General features: G+C 70.3%; 19 protein-coding genes and 2 tRNA genes. 10 read left to right on the forward strand and 11 right to left on the reverse strand.

What is annotated here, in order from left to right:
* Positions 1–22: 22 nt before the first annotated feature.
* Together BLW76_RS45625 and BLW76_RS49095 are read left to right on the forward strand one after the other, a co-directional pair.
* The gene (locus BLW76_RS45625; RefSeq protein ID WP_091318725.1) at positions 23–1,597 is read left to right on the forward strand and encodes an SMI1/KNR4 family protein; all 1,575 of its coding nucleotides are present in this window, start codon (positions 23–25) and stop codon (positions 1,595–1,597) included.
* A gap of 152 nt (positions 1,598–1,749) precedes the next feature.
* Entirely contained in the window at positions 1,750–1,914 is a 165-nt protein-coding gene (locus BLW76_RS49095) for a hypothetical protein (RefSeq protein ID WP_167384944.1), read from the forward strand.
* A gap of 30 nt (positions 1,915–1,944) precedes the next feature.
* Here the strand turns inward: BLW76_RS49095 and BLW76_RS45630 are convergent, their stop codons facing one another.
* The 5 genes from BLW76_RS45630 to BLW76_RS45650 all read right to left on the reverse strand — a co-directional run bounded on the left by BLW76_RS45630 (position 1,945) and on the right by BLW76_RS45650 (position 10,808).
* A complete protein-coding gene (locus tag BLW76_RS45630) occupies positions 1,945–2,808 on the reverse strand; it encodes an alpha/beta fold hydrolase (RefSeq protein WP_091318726.1) in 864 nt (287 codons plus the stop codon).
* Between the two features lie 247 nt (positions 2,809–3,055).
* A tRNA-Glu gene (locus BLW76_RS45635) sits at positions 3,056–3,127 on the reverse strand.
* Positions 3,128–3,370: 243 nt separating this feature from the next.
* On the reverse strand, positions 3,371–8,227 hold the full coding sequence (locus tag BLW76_RS45640; RefSeq protein WP_091318728.1) for a DNA repair ATPase: 4,857 nt from the start codon (positions 8,225–8,227) through the stop codon (positions 3,371–3,373).
* Positions 8,224–10,233: a flotillin family protein gene (locus BLW76_RS45645; RefSeq protein WP_091318730.1), complete on the reverse strand. Its 2,010-nt coding sequence runs from the start codon at positions 10,231–10,233 to the stop codon at positions 8,224–8,226. The genes BLW76_RS45640 and BLW76_RS45645 overlap by 4 nt, the downstream gene beginning before the upstream one ends.
* Before the next feature lie 5 nt (positions 10,234–10,238).
* Positions 10,239–10,808, reverse strand: coding sequence for a hypothetical protein (locus BLW76_RS45650; protein WP_091318731.1), 570 nt, complete (start codon positions 10,806–10,808; stop codon positions 10,239–10,241).
* Positions 10,809–11,045: 237 nt separating this feature from the next.
* Between BLW76_RS45650 and BLW76_RS45655 the strand changes: the two genes are divergently transcribed.
* Positions 11,046–12,188, forward strand: coding sequence for a Fic family protein (locus BLW76_RS45655; RefSeq protein ID WP_167384945.1), 1,143 nt, complete (start codon positions 11,046–11,048; stop codon positions 12,186–12,188).
* A 2-nt stretch (positions 12,189–12,190) separates the two neighbouring features.
* Here BLW76_RS45655 and BLW76_RS45660 read toward each other — a convergent pair whose 3' ends face one another.
* From BLW76_RS45660 to BLW76_RS45680, 5 genes are all read right to left on the reverse strand, one after another.
* A complete protein-coding gene (locus tag BLW76_RS45660) occupies positions 12,191–13,375 on the reverse strand; it encodes a hypothetical protein (RefSeq protein ID WP_091318734.1) in 1,185 nt (394 codons plus the stop codon).
* Between the two features lie 250 nt (positions 13,376–13,625).
* Positions 13,626–13,698 (reverse strand) — tRNA-Thr (locus BLW76_RS45665).
* Positions 13,699–13,741: 43 nt separating this feature from the next.
* Positions 13,742–14,632 carry an ABC transporter permease gene (locus tag BLW76_RS45670; protein WP_091318736.1) on the reverse strand — a complete coding sequence of 297 codons (891 nt, stop codon included), beginning with the start codon at positions 14,630–14,632 and terminating at the stop codon, positions 13,742–13,744.
* Entirely contained in the window at positions 14,629–15,465 is an 837-nt protein-coding gene (locus BLW76_RS45675; protein WP_244170632.1) for an ABC transporter ATP-binding protein, read from the reverse strand. The genes BLW76_RS45670 and BLW76_RS45675 overlap by 4 nt, the downstream gene beginning before the upstream one ends.
* 11 nt (positions 15,466–15,476) lie before the next feature.
* Positions 15,477–15,854: a GntR family transcriptional regulator gene (locus BLW76_RS45680; RefSeq protein WP_091320702.1), complete on the reverse strand. Its 378-nt coding sequence runs from the start codon at positions 15,852–15,854 to the stop codon at positions 15,477–15,479.
* A 201-nt stretch (positions 15,855–16,055) separates the two neighbouring features.
* Here BLW76_RS45680 and BLW76_RS45685 point away from each other — a divergent pair, with 201 nt between their 5' ends.
* The 6 genes from BLW76_RS45685 (at position 16,056) to BLW76_RS45710 (ending at position 24,228) form a co-directional block, all read left to right on the forward strand.
* Positions 16,056–17,555 carry a threonine/serine exporter family protein gene (locus tag BLW76_RS45685; RefSeq protein WP_091318738.1) on the forward strand — a complete coding sequence of 500 codons (1,500 nt, stop codon included), beginning with the start codon at positions 16,056–16,058 and terminating at the stop codon, positions 17,553–17,555.
* 82 nt (positions 17,556–17,637) lie between these two features.
* Positions 17,638–19,080 (forward strand): alpha,alpha-trehalose-phosphate synthase (UDP-forming), encoded by a 1,443-nt coding sequence (locus tag BLW76_RS45690; RefSeq protein ID WP_091318739.1) that lies wholly within the window; start codon positions 17,638–17,640, stop codon positions 19,078–19,080.
* Between the two features lie 36 nt (positions 19,081–19,116).
* Positions 19,117–21,648, forward strand: a complete 2,532-nt coding sequence (gene otsB, locus BLW76_RS45695) for a trehalose-phosphatase (protein WP_167384946.1) — start codon at positions 19,117–19,119, stop codon at positions 21,646–21,648.
* Positions 21,649–21,736: 88 nt separating this feature from the next.
* Complete coding sequence (locus BLW76_RS45700; RefSeq protein ID WP_091318743.1) at positions 21,737–22,264, forward strand: hypothetical protein; 528 nt, start codon at positions 21,737–21,739, stop codon at positions 22,262–22,264.
* 88 nt (positions 22,265–22,352) lie between these two features.
* Positions 22,353–22,925, forward strand: a complete 573-nt coding sequence (locus tag BLW76_RS45705) for an ArsR/SmtB family transcription factor (RefSeq protein WP_091318745.1) — start codon at positions 22,353–22,355, stop codon at positions 22,923–22,925.
* A gap of 40 nt (positions 22,926–22,965) precedes the next feature.
* Positions 22,966–24,228, forward strand: a complete 1,263-nt coding sequence (locus BLW76_RS45710) for an alpha/beta hydrolase family protein (RefSeq protein WP_091318747.1) — start codon at positions 22,966–22,968, stop codon at positions 24,226–24,228.
* A gap of 26 nt (positions 24,229–24,254) precedes the next feature.
* Here the strand turns inward: BLW76_RS45710 and BLW76_RS45715 are convergent, their stop codons facing one another.
* Positions 24,255–24,824 carry a GNAT family N-acetyltransferase gene (locus BLW76_RS45715; protein WP_091318748.1) on the reverse strand — a complete coding sequence of 190 codons (570 nt, stop codon included), beginning with the start codon at positions 24,822–24,824 and terminating at the stop codon, positions 24,255–24,257.
* 56 nt (positions 24,825–24,880) lie between these two features.
* Here BLW76_RS45715 and BLW76_RS45720 point away from each other — a divergent pair, with 56 nt between their 5' ends.
* The gene (locus tag BLW76_RS45720) at positions 24,881–25,270 is read left to right on the forward strand and encodes a helix-turn-helix transcriptional regulator (protein WP_091318750.1); all 390 of its coding nucleotides are present in this window, start codon (positions 24,881–24,883) and stop codon (positions 25,268–25,270) included.
* Positions 25,271–25,272: the final 2 nt, after the last annotated feature.

A 25,272-nucleotide genomic window follows, 5' to 3' on the forward strand; every position in this document is an offset into this window, starting at 1 on the left:
CCCTCTCGCTAAGCTCCGCGGCATGACCTCTGGGGAGCCCGGCTTCGGCGCAATCGCGAGAGCCATGGCCGAAGCCTTGCGGGCGAACGCGGGTTCCGCGTCCGGCGCCACCCTGCAGTTGCGGCACACCGGCAGCGCCATCTCGTGTCGCGCCTGGAACAACGCCTGGGCGAACCTGTCCGTCGACCTCCTGCCGATCGCCAAGCTCCTGCGGGGCCGTCCGCCGTCGGCGCTGGAAGTGCAACTCGCCGCCGATGGGAGTTACACCTTCACCGCGCGTCCCGATATCGCCACCGTCTCGCCCGGGCGGCTCGTCTTCGACCCGGACTTCCGCTATCCCGGGCACCCGCGGCCCGGCCTGCCACGGCCCGCCGGCACCGAGCCCACCGGGGCGCCGACCGATCCCACCGTCCTCGCCGAGGTCACCCGGCTGACCAGCGAATTCGCCGAACTCTACGCCGGGATCAAGGGAGGTCCGCCGCCGTGGGCGAGTGGGCTCGGTGAGGCCGATCTCGCCGCCGCCGAGGCGCGGATCGGGGTGCGGTTGCCCGAAGACCTGCGTGCCCTCTACCTCGTCGCGGACGGCGACATGCGGGAAAGCGGCCTGCTCGGTCCGTACTGCCACGAATCCCTCGGCCGGCTCGTCCACAACTACCTGGACGGCGAACCCGGTTCCTGCGGCTGGGACGACGACCCGGACGACGACGGCGTGGTGTTCGAGACGCCGCCCTTCGGCCACGTGAAACGCCTGTCCCGCAACGACTGGTGGGTCACCTTCGGCACCGACCTCGCGGGGAACTTCCTCCTCGTCGACCTCGATCCCGCCGAGCGCGGCCGTGCCGGCCAAGTTCTCGAGTACGGCCGGGACATCTACGGTCCTCCGCGGTACGTGGCGCCGTCGATCACCGCCATGCTCACCGACGTCGTCGAGGCGCTGCGGGCCGGAAAGTACGAGAGCCGGTACGGCGCGACCGTGGCCGCGGAAACCGGGCTCCGCGAAGAGCCGCGGTCGTTCGACGAGGGGATCTCGGACGCGGCCGACCTGCCGGCGACGGTGGCGGGGCTCGCCGGACCCGAGCTGGTCCAGCAGGTCTACCTCAACGACCTCGGCGACGTCGACCTGGCGGTGTTCGAACCCTTGACGTCACTGCGCTCGCTGTCCGTCAACCGGGCCGGCGCGGTGACCCCGGCCATCCGCGGGCTCGAAGCGCTGGAGTCGGTGCAGATCCACGCGAGCCGGGTTGAACTCGCCGCGCTCGCCGGGCACCCGGTGCTGTGGGACCTCCAGCTGGCCGACAGCCCGGCTCCGCTCGACCTCACGGTGCTGCGCACGCTGCCGAACCTGACCCGGCTGAGCCTCGAAGGGTCGGCGGTGCCGGACTGGGGACCGGTCTGCGCGCTGCCCGCCCTGCGGGTGCTGAAACTGGACATGGCCCAGGTGCGCGCCCTGCTCGGTTCGGGCCACCCGCTGCCCCGGCTCGCCGCGTTGTTCGTCTCCGGCAGAACGACGCTGCCGGAGATGAACGCCCTGCGCCTGGCCTTCGGCGAGCACGATGCCGCCGGGACGGTGACCGAGCTTTCCGGCGCTCTGACCTGACCGGTGTTTCCCGTGGACAAGCCGTTTCCGGCAACGGGAAACGGCTGTCGCTCCCCGCTCCCGGCGCGCACCATCGAAGCAGACCGAATTTCGCGGACACACCGCGAAATCCATCGAACCCCGGTCGCCGGGGAAATCGCGAGGAGCCTGCCATGGTGGTCGTCTGTTCCGTTTCCGCCCTCGTCCGCGCGGCGCTGTTCATCGTCATGCTCGCGCTGGTCGCCGGGCTCGCTCTCGCGGGGCCGTCCGCGAGAGCGACCACGCCCGCCCAGGACCCGGCGGTCGCCACCGCCACCGCCGAACCCGTCACGCACTGAACGCGGTCGATCAGCCACGAGCGACGGCAATCAGTCCTCAAGCACCTCCCGCAGCTTCTTGGCGAACGCCTCCGGCTGGCCGGCGTAGCCGAACTCGCCGCCCAGGAAGCCGCCGTGGTGACTCGGGAAGACCGTTGCCTCCTGGCCGAGCCGCTTCGCCGTGCCCAGCGCCGTCCGCCCGGTGAACACCTCCCCTGTCTCCTCACCCACCGCGACGACGATCCGCGTCGGCACCGCCGCCAGCGCCTCGACGTCGAGCCGGTACGTGGACACCGCGAGAGAGCGGTCGCTCAGCAGCGGGTCGTCGCGGCGGCCGTCGTCGTCGGTGGGCAGGCCGAACTGGACCGGGTCCGCCGGTGGCAGTGCGAAGTAGGCATCGGTGAACTCGCCTTGCCACGACGTCATCGCGATGAACGCCGCCATCCCCGCGCCGAAGCCCTTGGCCTGATAGGCATCCCGCATCGCCTGGCCTGCCCGCTCGGCCGCGGCGGCGTCCGGCAGTGACTCCACCAGCGGCGGCTCGTGGGCGACGAACGTGGTCACGTCCTCCGGGTGCGCGGTGACCAGCGCGAACCCGGCGACCGCCCCGCCGCTGCTCCCGAACACCTCGACCGGGCCGGCCCCCAGCGCCTGGATGACGGCGTGGACGTCGGCCGCCTGGAGGGCGGGCACGTGGTCTTCCCGCCCGTCCTTGCGGACGCTGCGCCCGAGCCCGCGCGGGTCGTAGGTGACCACTGTGCGGTCGGCGAAGTACGACGCCAAGGTGTCGAACCCCTCGGCGGTCATCGGCTGCCCGATCATGAGCAGCGGCGGCCGCGGGCTCTCGGCGGGCGCCGGGCCGCGGACGTCGTAGACGATGTCGGCTGCGGGTGTTTCCAGTGTGTGCGCGGTCATCGGGCCTCCCCTGATCTGGACTCGTCGAGAGACTAGCCCGGGGGTCCGACAAGTTTCGCCACGGCGAGCAACGGCGAAGAAGGCGAACGGGACAGGTGGTCGCGCGCCGTGGTGTCGATCCACGTCGGCGGGGCTTATGAGGCTCCGCTGGTTGCCGAACCGCGCGCGTGGGTTGACCGACCGGACTCGCACCGGTTTCGCCCGGGGTCACAGCCCGGGGCCTCGTCTCCTTCGGCTTCGGCCAACGTAGCGCGTCCGGGAGTCGAACCCGGGTCTCCCGGGTGAAAACCGGGAATCCGTTCCACTGGACCAACGCGCCGAGCACTCGCGTCCGTGCACTGGTTGCGACGAAGACGAGCGCGGGGGAAAGGTTCACGACACAAAAGAAAGCCGCCCGGATCGGTTTCCCGACGGGGGCGGCTCCCTCGACCACGACGTGGCTACGTCATGGCGGGAACCCCCGAGGAATGCGGCATGTGTCGCCGTTCCATGGTCGTCATGCTGCCCTCCTCGGTTCGTGTGGACCCATCATCACCGCCGCTGTCGACGGTCGTCAACGCAATTAAGCGTCCTCCCGGGACAGCTGCCGGGCCGCGCGCCCGATGGCCGACTCGACCGCGCCGACCCGGTCGGCCAGCAGGCCCACCGCGCCGACCGCGCGGCTCAGCGGGTCCTCGCCGTCGCCGCCCAGCGCCTGTTCGCGCAGGTACGCGGCCTTGACGTCGGCCCACCGCTCGGCCTGCGCCGCGGACAGCCGTCCCCGCAGCTCGGCCAGCTTGAGCAGGTTGGCCTCGGCGCCCGAGGTCAACGTCTGCGCCTCACCGGCGTAGTGGTCGTCGATCATGGCTTCGAGCTCCGCGTCGTTCATCGCGGGCACGATCCGCTCGGCCAGCTTGTTCATGTTCCGGTACGAACCCTGCAGCTGGAACGGCGGTTCGGTGCGCGAAGCGTCCGCCTGCGCCGCCGAAGCGATGTACGCCTGGTTGTTCGCCAGCACGGTCCGCTGCACCCGCAGGAGCTTCCGCAGCACGGCCAGGACCTGCTCCAGCTCCGCCGCCGAATACGCGTGCGAAAGCTGGTCGGCGCGCACGGAGCCGTCGCCGCGCGCCATCCGGACCAGGATGTCCACATCGGACCGTTCGCGGGACACGAGCGGCGCCAGCACGGCGTTCGACGTCAACGCGTTCTCGACGTAGCTCAGCGCGAAGAGCTCTTCCTTGCCGGACAGCACGTCGCCGAGGTTCCACACGTCCGCGCGGTTGGCGAGCATGTCGGGGATGCGGAACCGCTTGCCCTGCTCGGTGTACGGGTTTCCGGCCATGCAGACCGCGAACCGCTTGCCGCGCAGGTCGTACGTGCGCGTGCGGCCCTCCCACACGCCTTCCATCCGCCGCTGCGCGTCACACAATGAGATGAACTTCTGCAGCAGTTCCGGTGACGTGTGCTGGATGTCGTCGAGGTACAGCAGCACGTTGTTGCCCTGCTCCAGCGCGAACGAGATCTTCTCGACCTCCTGCCGCGCGGTCGCGTTCGGCGCGTCGGCCGGGTCGACCGAGGTGACGTCATGGCCGAGCGCCGGCCCGTTGACCTTCACGAACACCAGCCCGAGGCGGCTGGCGACGTACTCCATGAGCGTCGTCTTGCCGTACCCCGGCGGCGAGATGAGCAGCAGCAGGCCCGACTGGTCGGTGCGCTTGGCGTCCCCGGCCGCGCCGAGCTGCTTGGCCAGGTTGTCCCCGATCAGCGGCAGGTAGACCTCGTCGAGCAGCCTGTTCCGTACGAAGGCGCTCATCACCTTCGGCTTGTACTCCGCCAGCCGGAGCCGGTCGCGTTCGGCCGCCACCAGTTCGTTGCGCTGCCGCTGGTACGCGCGGAAACCCGGCACGCGGTCGCGCCGGAAGCGGTGGGTCCTGGCGAGCGTTTCGTCGAGCCGCACGGTCACCGACCGCCCGGTGATCCGCGGGTGCGCGCCGAGCAGGCCGTCCACAGTGGCCGTCAGCGTCGCCGACGAGTCGTACCGCGGCAGGTCGCACAGCTCGATCGCGACGGCTTCGGGCAGCTCGTCGGCCGGCAGCCCAACCGAGTCTACAAAGGACCGCAGCCAGGCGTCGGCGAGCTGGAACCGGTCCGCCAGCGCGTCGAGCGAGCGCACGTCTTCGGCGAAGCTGCGCCGGTCGAGCCGGAACTTGTCCAGCACCGCCCGCGCGCCGCCGCTGGTGACGAACCCGGCGGGCGCGACGGCCAGCTCCTCGACCAGGTACTCGCCGGCGAACTCGGCGTCGAGCCCCAGCCCGCCGGTGAACGCCGTCACCGCGTCCGTGAGCTCCCGCGCCAGCGCGTCCAGCGCCGGAGTGGGACCGAACGCCTCCCGCACCCGCACGAGCGACGCGGCCCGCGTCGTCCAGGCGGCCCGCGCCTGCTCGTCGGCGCCGAACGCCCAGAACAGCTGGGCCGCCGCCCGGGCCGCGGGCGGGTAGCGCAGCAGCCCGGCGGCGGACCGCAGCCGCAGCAGGGCCGCCAGGATCGCGGCGGCGTCGTGGTCGTGCACCCCGCGCGCGTACCCCTCGTCGTACCGCTCGCCTGCCACGCTGCGCACGACGTCGAGCAGGTCGGCTTCGACCAGCTCCGCCGCCGGCCGTTCGGCGAGGATCGACGTCGCCAGGTACTCGGCCCGGTAGACCTCCGGCGACTCCGAGACCAGCAGCTGCTCCCAGTACGGCCGCGTCGCCTCGAACGCGGCGTCGCGCACCGGCGCCCGGTAGTCGGTGCCGGTGATCGCGAACTTCATCGAGCCGTCGTGCGGCACCAGCGTGAGGTCGATGTCCTGGGTGTTGACGGCGAAGGTGTTGCGGCCGAGGCGGATCGTCTCGCCGCCCTCGCCGTAGAGGTCGCGCAGGGCCCGGCCGGCCTCCTGGCGGGCGGCCTTCACCCGGCCGTCGAGCTCCTCGGCCCGCACCTGGTCGCCGAGCGCCCGCAGGTCCTCGACGACGCTGCGCAGCTTCGACACCATCGGGTCGGCCGCGAAGTAGGTGTTGATCTCTTCGACCGAGCCTAGCGAGCCGACCCGGCGCGTCACGCTGCCGAGGATGCGCTCGGCTGACGAGACCAGCCTGTCCGCCCGCCGCGCCCGCTCGTCGAGCAGCGCCTGCTTTCGCGAGGAGAACGCCTCGTAGACGTCGGTGCGCTTCTCCCCGAGCGAGGTCAGGAAGTCGTCGAACTCCCCGAACCGCGATTCGAGGTTCTCCAGCTGCAGCAGCAACCTGCCCAGCTGCTCGTCGCAGCGTTCCGGGGTGTCGGCGACCGCGAGCCCGCCCGTGATGGCCTGCGCGAGCAGCGCGAACTCGGCGGCGAACTCCGCCCGGCCCTCGGTCTCCAGGAGTTCCTTGCGCCGCGCGTCGAGCGTGGCCCTGGCCCGGTTGACCGCGCCGATCACCTCGCCGACGCGCTCCAGGATCTTCGTCCGGACGACGGCGTCGGCGATGTCCAGGCCGCCCACGACGTCGGTGAGGACCTCCAGGCCGGCGGACTGCTCGTCGAGCCGCTCGGCGACCGTACCGGCCTCGGCGACGGTCTTGATCGCGCCCGCGGCGACGATCAGCCCGTCCACCTCGGCGTGGTAGCCGGTGAACGCCTCCTCGCCCTGCAGGAACCGCACGGCCCGCTGCGCGGCCTCGGAGAACTCCGTGTCCAGTTCGGCGATCAGCGTGTCGACCCGGGCGGTGTCGGCGTACCGCAGCTCCCGCACGGTGACCAGCCGCCCGCGCGCCCGGTGCATCTCGGCGAGGCGGCGCACCCACGCGTCCGCCGCGTTGAGCGCCTCGCCGCGCACCCGCCGCACGAGCGAGGCGGTGTCGGCCGCCGCGGTGTCGACGGCCTCGGCCGCCTGCGCGGTCAGCGAGGTGACCGTCTCGAACTCGTCGAGCACCTGCTCGGCGGTGACGCGGACGTCCGTGAGCGGCGAGCGCAGGTCGCCCAGCTCGGTTTCGCCGAGCCAGTGGTAGTGGTCGAAGACGCGCGCGCAGGCGGCGATCAGCGCCTCGAACACCGCCGCCGACGGCGCCATCTCCCCGGCCATCCTGGTGATCGACAGGCAGTCCGAGATCCCGCGGACGAGGTCGGCGTTCCCGACCCGCTCCAGGGGCCCGGTGCCGGCCGGCTGCGACGCGGCGTAGGTGTCGGACTGGAACGGCGTCCGCCACACCTGCATCGGGTGCACCCGGCTCGGTTCGTCGGACAGCGCGCGGAACAGGATCATCGTGCCGTCGTCGAACAGTGAGTACCCGTGGCACGGGATCGGGTTCGCGACCTCCTTGCGGATCACGTTGTACGGCAGCAGGAGCGAGCGCCCCTCGGCCCGCGCGTGGAAGACGTAGAGCACGTCCTCGCCGTTGGGCGAGCGGATCACGCGCTCGAACTCGAGACCGTCCACAGTGGTGTCGAACGTCTTGCTGACGCCGGTGTCGAGGTAGTAGCCGCCGGGGAAGATGATGCCGTGGTCCTCGGGCAGCCGCTGGCAGGCCTGCCCGATGCCGTCGAGCCGCACGACGTCCTGGGTTCGCGTGTTGAACACCAGGTAGCGGTACGTGGTTTCCTTGTACGGCAGCATGCGCAGCAGGATCAGCGGGCCGATCCGGGCGTAGGCGACCTCGGCGTCGGCCAGGCTCTGCAGCGGCTCGTCCACCGGCTCGGCGTACACGCCGGCGCCGGTTTCGGTGTTGTTCTCGACCTTGACCGTCAGGTTGCCGCCGACGGTCTCGACGAACACCTCGTCCTCGATCGAGATGTGCGGGTGCCTGCCGAGGACGTGCTGCTCGCGCGTCGTCTCGATCCATTCGAAGTCGTGCGACGGCGGAAAGACGTGGTCGCGCTCACCGCGACTGTCCAGGTAGGACACTGAGCCGTCGGCCGCGATCGCCCACCGCAGCACCCGGATGTCCTCGGTGCGCGGGCCGATCTGGAACACCGCGAGCAGCTTCCCGTCCAGCCGGCGCAGCTGCAGCAGCTTCGCCTGCCGGTAGTACCGGTACAGCTCGCCGAAGTCCCGCCCGAACTGCTCGTCACGCAGCAGTTCGGGCAGCTCGTCGGCGCTGACGTCGTCGAAGCGGAACGCGTCTTCGTCGCGGCTGAAGCGCTGCAGCGAGAAGACGTCGTCGATCGCCGTCTCGGGCTTGAGGCCGATGAAGACGTTGTAGCCGAAGAGCAGCCGTCCGTCGACGGCGACGATGTCTCGCGGCACGCAGTTGTTGGCCGTGCGGATGCGTTCGGTGCCGACCAGCGCGAGCTGCGCGCTGCCGAAGACCTCCAGCCGCCGCGCGTTGAGCTCGTCCGCGCGCTTCGCCAGCTCCGCGGCCTGGGCGGCCAGCCGGGCGCGGAGCACCTCGTAGGTGCCCGCGTCCAGCTCCGTTTCGGCCGCCGTCACTGCTTCGCGGCGACGACGGTGGCGACCGACGTCTCGGCGAGGCCGAGCCGCCGGGCCGTGGTCATCAGCTCGCGGAGCTTGGCGCTGTCCGGCCCGCCGGCCTGCAGCTGCTTCGCCAGGAAGGCGGACAGCGTCAGGTTCTTGACGTCCTCGGTGCTGACCGCGCCGATCAGCTTGGCGAGGTCGTCGGTGAAGCTGGCCGACCCGTCGAGGTACGGCCGCGCGAGCCCGCGGACGACGTCGGAGTGCTCGACGAAGCCGTCCACGCTCTTGCCGAGGCCGATCGAGCCGACGATCCGGTCGAAGAACGCGGTCTCCCCGCCGACGATGTCGATGTCGGCCTTCTCCAGGCCGGCGCTGAGCACGACCGCCTGCGCCTCGGCGACGTCCCGCTGCACGTCGAGCGCGGCCAGCCGGATCTCCTTCTCGGCGTCGAGCCGCAGCCGGTACTCCTCGTGCTCCCGGCTCGCGCTGTCGAGCGCGGCCATCGCGGCGGCCTTCTCGGTGAGGCCCTCGGCCTCGCCCTTCAGCTTGTCGCGCAGCGCTTCGGCGACCACGACGGCCTTCTCGCGCTCGACGATCGCCTCGGCGCGGCCGACCTTCTCCAGCGCGACGGCGTCGCGCTCCCGCACCTGCGCGGCGGCGAGCCCGGCGGCGGCCTCCTCGGCCTGGATGCCCTCGGCGAGCCGGATCTTGGCCCGCGTCTCCAGCTCGGCGGCCTGCTGGCGCGCCTCGGCCAGGGTCAGCTCCTCGCGGGCCTTGAACTTGGCGGCCTGTTCGGCGGCCTCGGCGGCCTTGATGCCCTTGACCAGGTTCTCCTGGGCCTCGGCCTCGGCGCGGATGACGACCGCCTCGCGGGTGCGCTGGGCCTCCTCGACCACGCGCAGCTTCTTGATGTTCTCTTCCTGCTCGGCGACGGTCTTTTCGACGGCGATCCGCTCGCGGATCACCTCGGCGATCGACCGCTTTTCGGTTTCGAGCTCCTTGTCCTTGGCGATCCGGGAGAGCTCGGTTTCGCGCTCGCGGCCGATCACCTCGAGCAGGCGGTCCTTTTCGATCCGCTCGGACTCGATCGCGATGACGCGTTCGCGGTTCTTGCCTGCCACCTCGATTTCGCGCTGCTGGTTCTGCTGCTGGATGCCGAGCTGCTCGTCGGTGCGCAATTGCGCGGCCTGCGACTTGAGCCGCTCCTCGGCCTGCACCTTCGTGATTTCGGCCTCTTCGCGCGCCCGCATGGTTTCGATTTCGCGGCGCTGCTTGATTTCGGCGTCGGCCTGGCGGCGCTCGAGTTCGAGGATGGCTTCACGCGCGTCGACGTTCTGGCGCGTGATCTCCTTTTCTTCGTGGCGCCGGAATTCGTTGGTGCGCACGTGCTCGATCGCTGTCAGCTCGGTGATCTTGCGGATGCCCTGCGCGTCCAGGATGTTCGCCGCGTCGAGCGACGCCATCGGGGTCTGCTCGAGGTAGTCGATGGCCGCGTCTTCCAGGCTGTAGCCGTTGAGGTCGGTGCCGATGACGCGGATGATCTGGTCGCGGAACTCGTTGCGCTTGGTGTAGAGGTCGACGAAGTCGAGCTGCTTGCCGACGGTTTTCAGGGCTTCGGAGAACTTCGCGTTGAACAGTTCCTGCAGGGTGCCCTGGTCGCTGGCGCGCTCGGTGCCGATCGCCTGCGCGACCTTGACGACGTCCTCGACGGTTTTGTTGACGCGGACGAAGAAGGAGATCCGGATGTCGGCGCGGATGTTGTCGCGGCAGATCAGGCCTTCCTGGCCGGTGCGCTCGATGTCGATCGTCTTCACCGAGATGTCCATGACCTCGGACTTGTGCAGCACGGGCAGCACGACCGCGCCGGTGAAGGTGACGTCGACCTTGCGCACCTTGGAGATGATCAGCGCCTTGCCCTGCGGCACCTTGCGGAACAGCCGGCTCACGACGAACAGCAGCACGAGGACGATCAGGACCACGACGGCGATCAACACGCCGGCCCCCAGGCCGATGGCATCCATTCAGTTCAGTCCTTTTCTGCTTCGAGTTCCATGGGGCTGACCCAGAAGAACTCACCCGCGGAGTCGTAGTCGTAGATGACAACGCGGCTGCCCACGCCGAGGTTGCCTTCGCCGGCCAGTCGGATTTGGACGATCGCCGACGAGCCGTCGGCAGCGGTGGCTTCGGCCTGCCCGAAGTCCTCGGTGACACTCGACGTCCGCACGACGGCAACCCGCCCGACGAAGTCCTGCCGCGTCGGCTCGGCCCCGGCGAACACCCGCCGCAGCGGCACGATGACGAGCCGGGTCCCGAGCGCCCCACCGACGAGCGCGGCCAGCAGCACGCCGAAGCCGAGCGGGACCCGCAGGGGCGCGTCCTGGATGAGAACGGTCCCGGCGAGGCCGAGGAACCAGCTGAAGGCGACGAACAGCGACAGCGAGATGGCCAGCGGCACGCCGCCGAAGAACCCGATGTCCCCATCGTCGACGTCGAGCACGCCGACCAGGATGAGCACCCAGTAGCCGATCACGACGACCAGCAGGAAGCTGAAGAGCACGGCGGGAAAACCCAGCGCCGCGGTGACGAACCCGCTCATCGTTTCCTTCCCCCAAGGAAGGGGCCCGGCAGCGCCGAGGCCCTGGCCAGCGACTATAGCCGTCGCGGCGAGGAGGGGACGAACATTTCGGACACGAGCTCATCTCGCCGCGGTGTCGCCGGGCTCGTCGGTTAAGTCGCCGATCATAAAACTATACCGCCTCCATGTTGGTATACTATCCAACATGGAGGCGGTTAGTGAACCATCACGCTGATGGTGGCTATCCGAGTTACAGACATGTTGTTCGATACGCCGGAGCTCGATGAACGCGAGCGGCAGGTCCTGTCGCAGGTCGAGGAGCTCAAGGCTGCCCTGCGCTTCCAACTGGCCGAGCCGCGCCGCTGGGCAGGCTCCCTGCGCCGGGTGTCCCTCGCCCGGGCCATCCAGGGCTCGAACAGCATCGAAGGTTACGAAGCCGGCCTTGACGACGCGGTCGACGTCGCCGCCGGCGAGGAACCGCTCGAAGCCGACGAAGAAACCCGCCTGGCACTGCGCGGCTACCGCGACGCCATGACATACGTGCTGCAGCTGGCCGAGGACGAAGACTTCCAATACAGCGACCAGTTGCTGAAAAGCCTGCACTACATGATGACGAACTATGCGCTGAAGAACCGCCCGGGCCGGTGGCGGGCCGGCAGCATCTACGTCCGTAACGACACCACGGGCGAGATCGTCCACGAGGGTGCGGACCTGGATCTGGTACCGGGGCTGATGCGGGAACTGGCCGCTGAGCTGAACGCCGGAACCGAGTGCCCGGACATCGTCCGGGCCGCCATGGCACACCTGAACCTGGTGATGGTGCACCCCTTCCGCGACGGGAACGGGCGCATGGCCCGCTGCCTGCAAAGCCTGGTCCTGGCCCGAAGCGGCACGCTGAGTCCGGTGTTCATGAGCATCGAGGAGTACCTCGGTCAGAACACGCAGGCCTACTACGACGTGCTCGGCGAGGTGGGCGGGAGTTCTTGGCAGCCTCGGCGGGACGCACGCCCTTGGGTCCGGTTCACACTGACCGCGCACCTGCGCCAGGCACGAACGATGCTCCAGCGGGTCAAGGAAAGCGAACGCATGTGGGCGGAGCTCGAAACGCTCGTCCAGGGCCGCGGCCTTCCGGAGCGGAGCACCATGGCGCTGTTCGACGCGATGATCGGCCTCCGCGTGCGCAATGCCACTTACCGCTCCTACTTCGAAGACAGCCCCGAAGAAATCACGGAAGCCACCGCGAGCCGCGATCTGCGTGCCCTCGTGGCCGCCGGCCTTCTCGAAGCCAACGGCGAGAAGCGAGGGCGGCACTACGTCGCCAAGCCGCCCCTGGTCGAGATCAGGCAGCGGGCGCGGGCGGCACGCGGACCGAAGGACACAGCCGACCCGTTCGCGGACTGAAGTCAAGTCTCTGCCGCGAGGTCCAGCGCGCGGCGAAGCCGCCTGATCCGCCGGGCCGAAGCTTCCCGTCCGAAGGCGTAGAGGAACGGCCACTGTGCGCCGCTGTACTGCGCGGACACGTAGCCGAGGCGACGCAGCAGCCCTTTGCCCACCGGGATCGCTCCGAGCAGCACGCCGGTCAGAGAAAGCACGCTCGGACCGTCGACGATCGGGCCGGCGACCGCGCCGGCGAGGCCGAGCGCGAAAACCGTCGCGTCGCTGCGACGAGAAGCCCACGACCGAAAGGTGTTTTGCAGCTGCCCCGCCTCGAGGGTCTTGTCGAACTCGCGAGCCACCTTGTCCTCGATGGATTTCGGTCGTTCGATCGCCACACTTCGGCAGATGGCCGCGTACCAGCGGGCGAGATCGCGGTGTGCCGCCGAGCCGAGGAAGCGACGCAGATCCGTCTCCCCACCGGCGATCTCCATCACGCGCAGCAAATCGAACAGTTGGGAGGCGAGGTCGGCGTAGTGCTCGTGCTCGTGACTGACCGGACTAGGCGGGCTCGGCTGCTCACCGGGGTCGATCCGGCTGATCCAGCGTAGGAACTGTGCATCCTGGCTGCCGAGGTAGAACGGCACGTTCGCGCGCGCACGGGTCAAGGCATCCCCGTGGTTGTACGCGGCTCGCAAGACGTGGGCGACCGCCTGCCGAGAGCTGAGGTTCTCGCGGCGGATGAAGTCGAGCACTGCATACGGGATGTGCCGTTCAGGTTTCCCTCGTTCGACCACTCGCTGGATCCGGTCGACCAAGGTCGCATTGTCCGCCAGGTACTGTTCGGCCCAAGCGATGCCGTCCTCCGGTGGTGCCACGATCACCCGCCGCTCCGCCGGATCGAGGTCCCGGTCGGCTTCCGCGAACTTCATCAGCTCGCCGTCGACCGAGGTCGTCCAGACCGCCCCTTCCCCCGAGGGATGCCGATCGCGGAACGTGCGGGAAAGCAACCAGGGTTCCCGCGCGATGACGCGGACATGGCGGTCGTCAACGAGCCGGACGAACTCTCGCGGCTCCACCTGTGAAGCCGAAAGCAGCGTGCTCGACGGTGCCCAGAGCACCAGCGGGTCGCTGCTCGCGACCATGCGGTGCAGGTTCCGGTAGCCGGCCTCGCCGTAGTCGTTGATGTGGCAGAACGTCCGGAACTCGCTCATCGTGAACTCACGTGCCTGGGTTGCCCGAACTCTCCGGGGAGCGCCTCAACGAGCGGCTCGTCCATGTCCGCACCTCCCGCGTGGTCGCCGCACGAAGTGAGATCGCACCGGCAGGAGAACGCATTACAGCGAAAGCCGACGAGCCGGAAGGATGCTCGGCCCACCTGCTGGGGAGTGTCGACGCCACCGAACGAGACTGGAACCGAGGCGACCAGAGAGTCTCCGCTTGGCGAGACTCTCTGGTCAGATGAGCCGGCAAGGGGGCTCGAACCCCTGACCTTCTGTTTACAAGACAGATGCTCTACCAGCTGAGCTATACCGGCCTGGCCCCGCACAGGGGCCAGGCCGGAGTCTACCCGGCCCCCTTCAGGTGAGCCGACGCCGGGCCGCCCGGGCGCCCGCCGCCAGTACTCCTGCCGTCACCAGCGTCAGCACCGCCAGCTCCGTGAACTGGAACCGCCAGAACCGGGACGGCAGGTGCACCGCCGAGTACTGTGCCGCGATGCCCTTCTCGCGCATGCACGCCACCTGGTCGCCCTCCTGGCGCGCGCAGTCCAGGTAGGAGTAGGGCAGCTCCTTGCCGCTCGCGTCCTGGTAGCCGTACGAAGTCACCCACGACTCCGGGTCCATTGCCACGTGGCCGCCGATCGGGGCCGTCAACAGTACCGGCTCCGCGTAGTGCGGCCGGACCTCGTTCGCCACCGTGAACACCAGTGCCACGTACACCACCAGCGTGACCACCATCGCCGCCAGTGTGTTGCGCAGGAACAGGCCCGCCACCGCGCCGATGGCGAACGCCACGAGTGCGTAGCCGCCCACCGCCAGGCCCTGGGTTTCGAAGTTCGTCTCGTTGAGGCGGCCCGACAGCACGAAGCCCGCCGGTTCCAGTGCCCACGCCGCGATCAGGCCGAGTGCGAACATCGACACCGCCAACGCTCCACCGGCCACCGCCAGCTTGGTGACTACCCAGCGGGTGCGGCTGATCGACTGGCTCAGCCCGAAGACGTGCGTGCCCTGCTCGATCTCCCTGGCGAACAGCGGCGCGCCGGTGAACATGCCGAGCAGCACCGGCACCACGAGCATGACGAACACGTAGTACTGCATGAAGTCGCCGTACTTCTCGCTCACGGCGGTGCGGTCCGGCAGGAGCGACACCACGTCGGCGTGGACGAAGGCCAGCACGACCGCCGCCACGACCACCAACACCGCCGTCGCCACGATCTGCACGCGCTGCTGGCGCCAGGTCACCCAGATCATGCCGCTTTCCCCTTCGCCGCCCGCAGGTACGCCAGCGTGAGTTCCTCCAGTGTCGGCTGGACCGCCTCCCAGCCCGCCGAAGCCGAAGCCGCGGCCGTCCGGGCGAGCACCGTCGCCTGCCGGGCCGTCGTCCTGCTGTCCACGACGGACTCCGCCGGCACGGCCAGGCCGGCCGGTCCGGTCAGGATCCGGTGCTGCGCCAGCAGGTCCTCGACCGGCCCGGCCAGCCGGACGCCGCCGTCGGCGAGCAGCAGCAGGTGGTCGCACGTCTCCTCGAGGTCGGTGAGCACGTGTGACGACAGCACCACCGTCATGCCCGTGCCCGCCGCCTCCGCGAGCAGTGCCCGCATCACTTCGTCGCGCGCCAGCGGGTCGAGGTCCGCGAGCGGCTCGTCCAGCATGATCAGCTCGGGACGGCGGCCCAGCGCGATCGCCAGCGCCACCCGGGTGCGCTGCCCGCCGGACAGCGTGCCGATCCGGGCGCCGAGCGGGACACCGGCCTCCTTGACCAGCTGCGAAGCGTAGGTGCCGTCCCAGTCCGGGTTCATCGACGCACCCGCGCGCAGCATCTCGGCGACGGTGAACCTGCGGTACAACGGCTTGTCCTGCGCCAGGAACGCGACCTTCTGGTTGACGCGCACCTCGCCCTCGGTCGGCGTGATCAGCCCGGCGACCAGCCGCAGCAACGTGCTCTTGCCTGCCCCGTTCGGCCCGACCAGCGCGCAGATGCTGCCCATCGGCAGCTCGAACGCGCAGTCCCGCAGCGCCCAGCCGCGGCGGTACCGTTTGCCGAGGCCGGTGGCGGCCAGGGCAACTCCTGCTTCCGTACTCACGCAAATCCCCTCTAGAAGTTCTCGTCCAGTGCGGCCTTCATCAACGCGGCGACGTCCTCGCGGTCCAAGCCGGCCTGCTTGGCCTTGCCCACCCAGTCCGCGATCTCGTCCCGCAGTGGTCCTTCGACGGCGTCGCGCGGCATCGCCAGCGAGCGCGACACGAACGTGCCCAGCCCGCGCTTGGCTTCGACCAGCCCGTTGCGCTCCAGCTCGCGGTACGCCTTCAGCACGGTGTTGGGGTTGATCGCGGTGGCCGCGACGACCTCCTTGGCCGTGGGCAGCCGGTCGCCGGGGTGCAGCAGGCCCAGCCGCAGCGCGTGCTCGACCTGGTCGACGAGCTGCTGGTAGGTGGCCACACCGGACCGGCGGTCGATCCGGAACTCGATCACCACAACACCCTTTCACTAATTGACTAGTGGAAGGGTGTCACGCCGTGTGGACAGCCGTCAAGCCTGATCAACTCGCGAGGCAGGATCCGCAGGTCCAGGCCACTATGGAGAGACGTGGTGGACGCCACTGGATGATCCGTGCAACGGTCGGCGGGCAGCCGTCGATGGTCATCGAGGAACGAGCGAGGAGGTGGATGGATCATGAAGATCAACGAGCGCACCAACGGGGGCCGGGCGACCAGATGGCCGCTCCTGGAACCCCCCGCGCAACGCCCCCGCGTCCACCGCCCCAACCTGCTCAAGCGCCGTCCGTGGCACGTCCTCGAAGCGCCGACCGGGGAGTTCCCCGCCGTCGAAGCCGAAGAGGCCATGGGGCCGCAGCTGCCCGACGAAGCCACCGTCAACTTCGTCCTCGACCTCTCCCTGCGCATCGGCGAGGTCCAGATGGCCAGCGGCGCCGGCGCGTCCGACGTCACCGCGACGATCATCGCCATCGCCGGCGCGCTCGGGCTGCCGCACTGCGAGGTCGACGTCATCTTCACGTCGATCACCGTGACCTGCCACCGCGGCACCGACCTGACGCCGATCACCGCGCTGCGCGTCGTGCGCAGCCGCAGCCTCGACTACACCCGGCTGACCGAGACCGAGAAGCTCGTCCGCAAGATCGTCCGCGGGCACATGGGGGCCGAGCAGGCGCAGACCGAGCTGGAGCGGATCACGTCCGCGCCGCACCCGTACCCGCGCTGGGTCGCCACGCTGTCCTGGGGTGGCGTGGCCGCGTTCGTCACCATCCTGCTGGGCGGCGGGTTCGACATCGCGCTCGTCGCGTTCGTCATCAGCGGCGTCATCGACCGGGTCGGCCGGGTGGTGAACCGCTACGGGCTGCCGTTCTTCTTCCAGCAGGTCGTCGGCGGCCTGGTCGCGACGCTCTCGGCCATGCTCATCGTCAGCAGCAACGTGCTGACCACCGACAAGCCGACGCTCGTCGTCGCGGCCGCGGTCACCGTGCTGCTGTCCGGGCTGTCCACCGTCTCGGCCGTGCAGGACGCCATCACCGGCTACAACGTCACCGCCGCCGGCCGCACCATGGAGACGGCGCTGATGTCGGCGGGCCTGATCGCCGGGGTCGTGCTCGCCCTGCGGATCGCCGTCATGCTCGGCCTGCCGCGCACCCCGCTGCCCGAGGTGACCGGGTCGACGCCGCAGCAGCTGCCGCTCGTGGTGCTCGGCGGGGCCGGCGCCTCCGCGTGCTTCGCCCTCGCGAGCTACTCGAAGATGCGCGCCATGCTCGTCGCGGCGGCGGCGGGCGGCATCGGCGCCGCCGTCTACGGCTCGCTGATGCTGGCCAAGCTCGACGGCGTCAGCTCGTCCGCGGTGGCCGCGACGCTGGTCGGGTTCTGCGGCGGCGTGCTCGCGCGGCGGCTCGGCGTTACTCCACTGGTGGTCGCCGTGTCCGGGATCACTCCCCTGCTTCCCGGCCTGTCGACCTACCGTGGTCTGTACCAGATCGGGGTCGAGCCGAGCGGCAACATCTCGACCCTCATGACGGCCGTCGCAATCGGGCTTGCGCTGGCAGCGGGCGTGGTACTCGGGGAATGGCTGGCCCAGCCGGTGCGCACCGGCCTGGGCCGGCTCGAGCGGCGGTTCGCCGGACCGCGCATGGCTGGTCCGCTCGAACCGACCGAACGGAGCTTGGAGTAACACCGCGGTCACCGAATGTTCATCGCTCACGCGATAGGGTTTCACTCTGGGGCCGCGACCCAGAACGCGAGGAGCAGGCGACGTGAGTGACCAGAAGGAGAACTCGAACCAGGCCGATTTCGTCGTGGTGGCGAACCGGCTACCGGTGGACCTCGAACGCACGGCGGAGGGCGAACGCCGCTGGACGGCCAGCCCGGGCGGGCTGGTGTCGGCGCTGGAGCCGTTCCTGCGGTCGCGCAAGGGCGCCTGGGTGGGCTGGCCGGGCGTCCCCGACGTCGACGTCGAGGAATTCGACGACGACGGCCTCGTCCTGCACCCGGTTTCGTTGAGCGCCGACGAAGTCCGCGACTACTACGAAGGTTTCTCCAACGCGACGCTCTGGCCGCTCTACCACGACGTCGTCGAGCGCCCGGTGTTCGACCGCGCGTGGTGGAACAGCTACGTCAAGGTGAACCGCCGGTTCGCGCAGGCCAGCGCCGAGGTCGCCGCCCCGGGCGCGACCGTGTGGATCCAGGACTACCAGCTGCAGCTGGTGCCGGCCATGCTTCGCGAGCTGAGACCCGACCTGCGCATCGGCTTCTTCCTGCACATCCCGTTCCCGCCGGTCGAGCTGTTCATGCAGATGCCGTGGCGCGCGGCGATCATCCGCGGCCTGACCGGCGCCGACCTGGTCGGCTTCCACCGCCCGGGCGGGGCGCAGAACTTCCTCTGGCTGTGCCGCCAGCTGATCGGCCTCGAGTCGACGCGCGGCGCGGTCGGTGTCCGGTCGCGGCCGGGCACCATGCAGGTCGGCGACCGGACCGTGCGGGTCGGCGCCTTCCCCATCTCGATCGACGCCGCCGGCCTCGACAGCCTCGCCCGCACCAAGGGCGTCCAGGAGCGGGCCGCCCAGCTGCGGCGCGACCTCGGCAACCCGAAGACGGTCATGCTCGGCGTCGACCGGCTCGACTACACCAAGGGCATCGACCTGCGGCTGCAGGCGCTGCACGAGCTGCTGCACGAGGGCAGGCTGCAGCCGGACGACGTCACGTTCGTCCAGCTCGCCACCCCCAGCCGCGAGCGCGTGGAGCACTACCAGCGGATGCGCGGCGAGATCGAGCAGATGGTCGGCCGGATCAACGGCGAGTTCTCCCGCGTCGGCCACCCGGTCGTGCACTATTTGCACCAGTCCGTGGACCGGACCGAGCTGGCCGGTTTCTTCTCCGCTGCTGATGTCATGGTGGTCACCCCCCTGCGTGACGGCATGAACCTGGTCTGCAAGGAGTACGTCGCCGCGCGGCACGATCTGGGCGGGGCGCTGGTGCTTTCCGAGTTCGCGGGTGCCGCCGCGGAGCTCTCTAGCGCATTCCTCGTCAACCCCCACGACCTGGACGGGGTGAAGGACGCACTAGTGGCTGCCATTACCCTCGACCCGGCAGAGGGCCGTCGCCGGATGCGCGCCATGCGTCGCCAGGTCCTCACGCACGATGTCGATCGTTGGGCGCGCTCGTTCCTACAGGCTTTGGGTGCCGAGGCGGTCGATTAACCCGAACGACCACGCACGAGCTCCTGAGGAGGAGTGTTGACTGCCGAGGCCCTGCCCGCCGAGCTACGGCGCGCGATCGTGCAGATCGCCCGTACTCCGCGTCTGCTGGTTGCCTGCGACTACGACGGCACGCTGGCACCCATCACGCTCAACCCGGACGAGGCACGCCCGCTGCCCGAGTCCGTCGGGGCCCTCAGATCGCTCGCCGGTCTGCACGAGACCACCACGGCGGTCATCTCCGGGCGTGCGCTGCGCGACCTGGCCACGCTCTCGCGGCTGCCCGCCGAGGTGAACCTCGTCGGCAGCCACGGCTCCGAGTTCGACATCGGCTTCATCCACGCCCTCGACGAGAAGGCGCGCGACCTGCACCGGCGGCTGGAGTCCGAGCTCGAACAACTCGTGCTGGACGTCCCGGGCGTGTCGCTGGAGGTCAAGCCGGCGAGCATCGCGGTGCACGTGCGCCGGGCCGAGCACGAGGCGGGCCGCCGCGTGCTCGCGGCCGTCCACTCCGGACCGTCCACGTGGGAAGGCGTCTCGACCACCGACGGCAAGGAGGTCGTCGAGCTGGCGGTCGTGCAGACGGACAAGGGCCGCGCGCTCGACATCCTGCGCCACCAGGTCGGCGCGACGGCAGCGATCTTCCTCGGCGACGACGTCACCGACGAGAAGGCCTTCGCCCGGCTGTCCGGCCCCGACCTGGGCATCAAGGTCGGCGACGGCGAGACGCTCGCCGCGTTCCGGGTGCCCGACACCGTGGACGTCGCGCTGGTGCTCGGCTTCCTGCTGGAGGAGCGCCGCAACTGGCTCTACGGCGAGTCGGCCCCGCCGATCGAGCGGCTGTCGATGCTGGCCAACGAGCGCTCGGTCGCGCTGCTGACGCCGGACGCCAAGCTGACCTGGCTCTGCCACCCCGGGCCGGACGCGCCCGCGGTGTTCGCCGACCTGCTCGGCGGCGAAGGGGCGGGCCACTTCTCCATCAAGCCGCACCGCAACGGCCTCCCGCTCGGCCAGCGCTACCTGCCGAACACGATGACGGTCGAGACGCGCTGGTCGCGCCTGCTCGTCACCGACTACCTCGAGCCGGAGAGCGCCCCGCACCGCACGGACCTGGTCCGGGTGATCTCGGGCGAGGCGGCGGCGAGCGTCAAGTTCGCGCCGCGGCCCGAGTTCGGCGGCGTGCCGGTGAAGCTCGAGGTCGTCGAAGGCGGCGTGCGGGTGCTCGGCACCTCGGAGCCGTTCGTGCTGTACTCGCCGGGCGTCGAGTGGACCATCACCTCCGACGGCCTGCACGACACCGCGTCCGCGCTGGTGCAGCCGACGCCGACCCAGCCGGTCGTGCTGGAGCTGCGCTGCGGCACCACGGACCTCGGCCCGCACGAACTGTCCGAAGTGGAACGCCGCGACCGCGCGGGCCGCTACTGGAGCGAGTGGACGTCGAAGCTGCAGCTCCCGACCGTGCAGACCGACCTGGTGCTGCGCTCGGCGCTGACGCTGCGCGGCCTGGTCAACACCGACACCGGCGGCGTGCTGGCGGCGGCGACGTCGTCGCTGCCGGAGGAGATCGGCGGCGTCCGCAACTGGGACTACCGCTACTGCTGGATCCGCGACGCCGCGATGACCGTGCGGGAGCTCGTGCACCTGGGCTCGATCGAGGAGGCCGAGGGCTACCTGCGATGGCTGCACGGCGTGCTCGCCACGCTGGCCGGCCCGGAGCGGCTGCACCCGCTGTACACCCTCGCCGGCAGCGTCATCGGCGCCGAAGCGGTGATCGAGTCGCTGCCCGGTTATGCCGGTTCGCGCCCGGTTCGCGTCGGCAACCTGGCCAACCACCAGGTGCAGCTGGACGTCTTCGGCCCGGTCGTCGAGCTCGTGCGGACGCTCGCGTCGGCGCGCCACGAGCTGCGTGACGAGGACTGGCAGATGGTCCGCGCGATGGCGGAAGCCGTGACGCGGCGCTGGAACGAGCCGGACCATGGGATCTGGGAGGAGCGGCACGTGCCGCGCCACCGGGTCTACTCCCGGGTCATGTGCTGGGTGACGATCGACCGCGCGATCAAGCTGGGCGAGCAGTACGGCCGCGAGATCCCGGGCAACTGGCACGGCCTGCGCGAGGAGATCAAGCACGACGTCCTCACGCACGGCTGGAACGACGAGGTCCAGGCGTTCACCACGGCCTACGACGGCACGGACCTCGACGCGGCGTCGCTGTTCGTCGGGCTCACCGGGCTGATCGACCCGGCCGACGAGCGCTTCCAGCAGACGGTGACCGCGATCGAGGCGGAGCTGCGCAGTGGGTCCACTGTGTACCGTTACCGCCGCGACGACGGCCTCCCCGGCGGCGAGGGCGGCTTCCACATCTGCGCGGCGTGGCTGATCGAGGCGTACCTGCTCACCGGGCGGCGCACCGAGGCCCAGGAGCTGTTCGACCAGATCGTCGCGGCGGCCGGCCCGACCGGCCTGCTGCCGGAGCAGTACGACCCGATCGCGGAACGGTCGCTGGGCAACCACCCGCAGGCCTATTCCCACATCGGGCTCATCCGCTGCGCCAACTTGCTGGCGGCGAATTAGCCCTTTCGGTCCGAAAGCCCCTGAAGGCCACCATGACGGCACCCAGTGCCCTTATGGTGGCCTTCGGTGTGTGCTGGAGGTGAGGCGGGTGCAGGGGACGTTCGGCCAGGTCGAGTTCGTGCCGCTGCCGCCCCGGTTCGCCGACCGCGTGCGCTGGGGCTCGGTGGTGGTCGGCTGCTCGATGATCGCCGGCATGGTGCTGCTGTTCGGGCTCACGACGTACCTCCAGGGCATCGTCCACGGCCACGCCTTCCCGGACACGCTCCTCGGCAAGGCCGCGGCGGTGCTGCCGCCGCTGGGCGTCCTGGCGATCGCGGTCCTGGTGCTGACGTGCCGCCGCTGCCTCCGCGGCGACTACCTCGTGGTGGCGAGCGCCCAGGCGACCCGCAGCGCCCTGCGGTTCACGTATGTGCTGACGCTCGCGCTGATCCTCGGGTCGTTCGCGGTGCCGCTCGTGTTCCGGGTCTGGCGCGACTCGCCGGAGCTGCAGGCGCCCGACCTGCTGACGACGTTCTCGACGCTCGCCTTCGCGACCATGGGGTTCCTGGCGGGTATCTGCTACGTGCGGCCGTCCGTGCAGACGTTGCGGAAGTACAGCGACCACCCGATCTGGTGAGTCCACTTTAGACATTCCGGTCCGGAGGTCTGCGCACGCTTGCAAAGATTTCTTTGCACAACTTTCTTTGCACGGCTACAGTGGGGTCATGACCAGCGCTCCACCACCGGAAGAGCTCGATCCGGACGCCCTCAAGGCCGTCACCCACCCCCTCCGCCGCCGGATTCTCGGCGTGCTGTCGGCGGGCCCGGCAACGGCCACGAAGCTCGCACAGTCGCTGGGCGAGAACACCGGCGCGACCAGCTACCACCTGCGGGAGCTGGCGCGGTTCGGGTTCGTCGAAGACGTCCCGGAACTCGCGCGGGGGAAAGAACGGTGGTGGCGGACGCGGCCGCGGGACATCCGCTGGCCGCGGCGCAGTGAGCAGAGCGCCGAATCCCGGGTGCTGTTCGACGACATGCAGCGGCAGGGGTTCGAGGACGACCTCGAGAAGCTCAACCGGTTCGCGGAAAAGCGCGAAGAGCTGCCCGGCGACTGGCCGGACGCACTGCTCTTCGCGCGCGGTGCCACGTGGCTCACCGAAGCGGAGCTGCAGCAGCTCTGGCAGGAGTACATGGAGCTGTTCCGGCGGTACTGGCGCACCGAAGGCGACCGGTCACCGGAAGCGCGGCGCGTGCTCGTGCGCTGGCTCGCGTTCCCGGATCCAGGGGAAGAACCATGACAGGGGATCTCACATGCGAAGAGGGGCTCTACTGGCCGGGGTGATCCTGGCCGTCACGGCGCTGGCGCCACCGGCTTCGGCCGCGGACGGCGAAGTGACTTTCACCAACGGCGGGGTGACCTTGCACGGCACCGTCGTCGCACCACCCGGTGGTACGAAACTGCCGGGCCTGGTGATGGTCCACGGCTCGGGGGCACACAGCCGTGACGACTACCGCGACCAAGCCGAAGCCTTTGCGAGGCAAGGCATCGCGACACTCATCTACGACAAGCGCACCGACGGCTATTCGCAGTTCGAACGCTCGTACTCGACCCTCGCGGACGACGCGCTCGCCGCCGTCGAGACGCTGCGGAAGCACCCCGGCGTCGATCCGGCGCGGGTCGGCGTCTGGGGGCTGAGCGAGGGCGGCTGGGTGGCGCCGCTGGCGGCTTCACGCTCTTCGGACGTCGCCTTCGTCGTGACGCTGGGCGCGAACGGCGTCGAGCCGTCGCGGCAGCAGGCGTGGGCGGTCGAGAACCAGCTGCGCCGGCTGGGGATGGCCGGCTCGATCGTGGGGATGGGGTCGACGATGCTGCGCCAGCTCGTCGGCGGCGGCGTGTTCCCGGAGGCGCACCACGACCCGGTGCCGGTGCTGAAGAGCCTGCGCCAGCCGGTGCTCGGGATCTGGGGCGCGAAGGACATCCTGACGCCGCCGGGCGAAGCGGTCCGGATCTTCCGGGAATCGCTGGCGCACCACACGTTGCGGGTCTTCCCGGACGCGCAGCACCAGCTGCGGCGGACGACGGACGGCTTCGACAAGCTGCCCGGCTACGCGCCCGGTTACCTCGAACTGGTGGGCAGCTGGGTGCACGACCCGCCGGGCGCGTCGACCGCCGACGCATCGCCGGTGCAGGACCGGCCGAGCACCGCCGTGGCACCGCTCGCCTGGTACGAGTCGACGTGGCTGCAGCTCGCGGTGCTGGCGTTCCTGCTGGTGGCGTTCGCCTGGTACCCGCTGTTCCGGCGGGGCCCGGTGGCGCGGGCGGGCCGCTGGCTGGCGGCGACCGGGCTGCTCGGCGTGCTCGGTTTCCTGGTCATCGACGTCGTGCTCCAGCTGACCATGGGCAAGGGACTGGGCCCGGTGGTGGCCGGCCGGCCGCTGCCGTGGCTGGCGCTGCAACTGGTGTCGCTGGGCGCGGTGGCCGCCACCATCGGCACGGCGGTGGCGTGGTGGCGGAACCGCGGTTTGCGGCTCGGCGTCCCGCTGGCGGGCGGCGTGGTGTTCGTCCCGTGGGCGATCTACTGGGGACTGCTGGGCATCTAGGCGTGGCTCTGCGGCGGGGTCTCCGGTCAGCGGAGATCCCGCCGCATCAGCCAGCGGACCCGGCGATCGGCCCGCGCCTCGGTCGGCCGGATCCGCTCGAACCCCGCCGCTTCGAACAGCGACGTCGTGCCGACGTGGGCCGCGCTCGAGCTGATGCGCGCGCCTTCCGGGTCGACCGGGTAGCCCTCGACCGCCGGGGCGCCGCACGAACGCGCGTAGTCGACCGCCCCGGCCAGCAGCGCCGCGGACACCCCGGCACGCCGGTGCGACGAGCGCACCACGAAGCAGACCACGCTCCACACGGCCAGGTCGTCGAGCGGCGGCATCGTCCGGGAACGGGTCAACCGCGCCATGCTCGACCGCGGCGACACCCCGCACCAGCCGACCGGCGTGGTCCCGTCGTAGGCGACCACGCCCGGCGCGGGCTCGCCGGCGCACAGCCCGCGAACCCGCTCGGCCCGCGCGTCGCCGCGCAGCGCGTTGTACTCGGCCGACGTGACGCGGTAGGCAAGGCACCAGCAGGCGCGCTCGTTCCCGTTCGGGTTGAGGATCGCGGCGACGTCTTCGAAGTGCGTGGCGGGACGGACGATGACCATGGGATCACCGTAGGATCCGATTCCCGACAAAGCGATGTCGGTCAAGGTGCCCGCATATGGATCGGCTCGTCGGCTCCGGCCGCTACCCGGGGATGACCCAGCTGCACCAGGCCGTGCCGCTGGTCGAACGGCAGCACGCCCTGATCGAGGAGATGCGCGCGCGGGCACCCCGGTTCGTCACCGGCCGGGTGCTGGCCGAGCGCACCGGGACGACCGTGCGGACCGTCGAGCGCGACGTCACGCGCCTGCGCGCGGCGGGCGTCCCGGTCGAGGTCAAACGCGGGGCGGGCGGCGGTTACCGGCTCACGATGCCTGCCGTCGTGCCGCCGGTGAGCTTCAGCCCGGGCGAGATCGCCGCCCTCGTCGCGTCCCTCGTCGCACTCGGCCCCTACACCTCCGCCACGGCCGCCGCCGCGCTGGGCAAGCTCCTCACCGCCTTCCGCTAGAC

Source organism: Amycolatopsis tolypomycina (assembly GCF_900105945.1).
Taxonomy (GTDB): Bacteria; Actinomycetota; Actinomycetes; order Mycobacteriales; family Pseudonocardiaceae; genus Amycolatopsis; species Amycolatopsis tolypomycina.

What these genes read in the sequence shown, in the direction of transcription:
- BLW76_RS45650 (WP_091318731.1), bottom strand. Translation starts at nt 10,808, where the DNA reads ATGAGCGGGTTCGTCACCGCGGCGCTGGGTTTTCCCGCCGTGCTCTTC.
- BLW76_RS45625 (WP_091318725.1), top strand. Translation starts at nt 23, where the DNA reads ATGACCTCTGGGGAGCCCGGCTTCGGCGCAATCGCGAGAGCCATGGCC.
- BLW76_RS45660 (WP_091318734.1), bottom strand. Translation starts at nt 13,375, where the DNA reads ATGAGCGAGTTCCGGACGTTCTGCCACATCAACGACTACGGCGAGGCC.
- BLW76_RS45645 (WP_091318730.1), bottom strand. Translation starts at nt 10,233, where the DNA reads ATGGATGCCATCGGCCTGGGGGCCGGCGTGTTGATCGCCGTCGTGGTC.
- BLW76_RS49095 (WP_167384944.1), top strand. Translation starts at nt 1,750, where the DNA reads ATGGTGGTCGTCTGTTCCGTTTCCGCCCTCGTCCGCGCGGCGCTGTTC.
- BLW76_RS45720 (WP_091318750.1), top strand. Translation starts at nt 24,881, where the DNA reads ATGGATCGGCTCGTCGGCTCCGGCCGCTACCCGGGGATGACCCAGCTG.
- BLW76_RS45705 (WP_091318745.1), top strand. Translation starts at nt 22,353, where the DNA reads ATGACCAGCGCTCCACCACCGGAAGAGCTCGATCCGGACGCCCTCAAG.
- BLW76_RS45630 (WP_091318726.1), bottom strand. Translation starts at nt 2,808, where the DNA reads ATGACCGCGCACACACTGGAAACACCCGCAGCCGACATCGTCTACGAC.
- BLW76_RS45715 (WP_091318748.1), bottom strand. Translation starts at nt 24,824, where the DNA reads ATGGTCATCGTCCGTCCCGCCACGCACTTCGAAGACGTCGCCGCGATC.
- BLW76_RS45655 (WP_167384945.1), top strand. Translation starts at nt 11,046, where the DNA reads ATGTTGTTCGATACGCCGGAGCTCGATGAACGCGAGCGGCAGGTCCTG.
- BLW76_RS45685 (WP_091318738.1), top strand. Translation starts at nt 16,056, where the DNA reads ATGAAGATCAACGAGCGCACCAACGGGGGCCGGGCGACCAGATGGCCG.
- BLW76_RS45670 (WP_091318736.1), bottom strand. Translation starts at nt 14,632, where the DNA reads ATGATCTGGGTGACCTGGCGCCAGCAGCGCGTGCAGATCGTGGCGACG.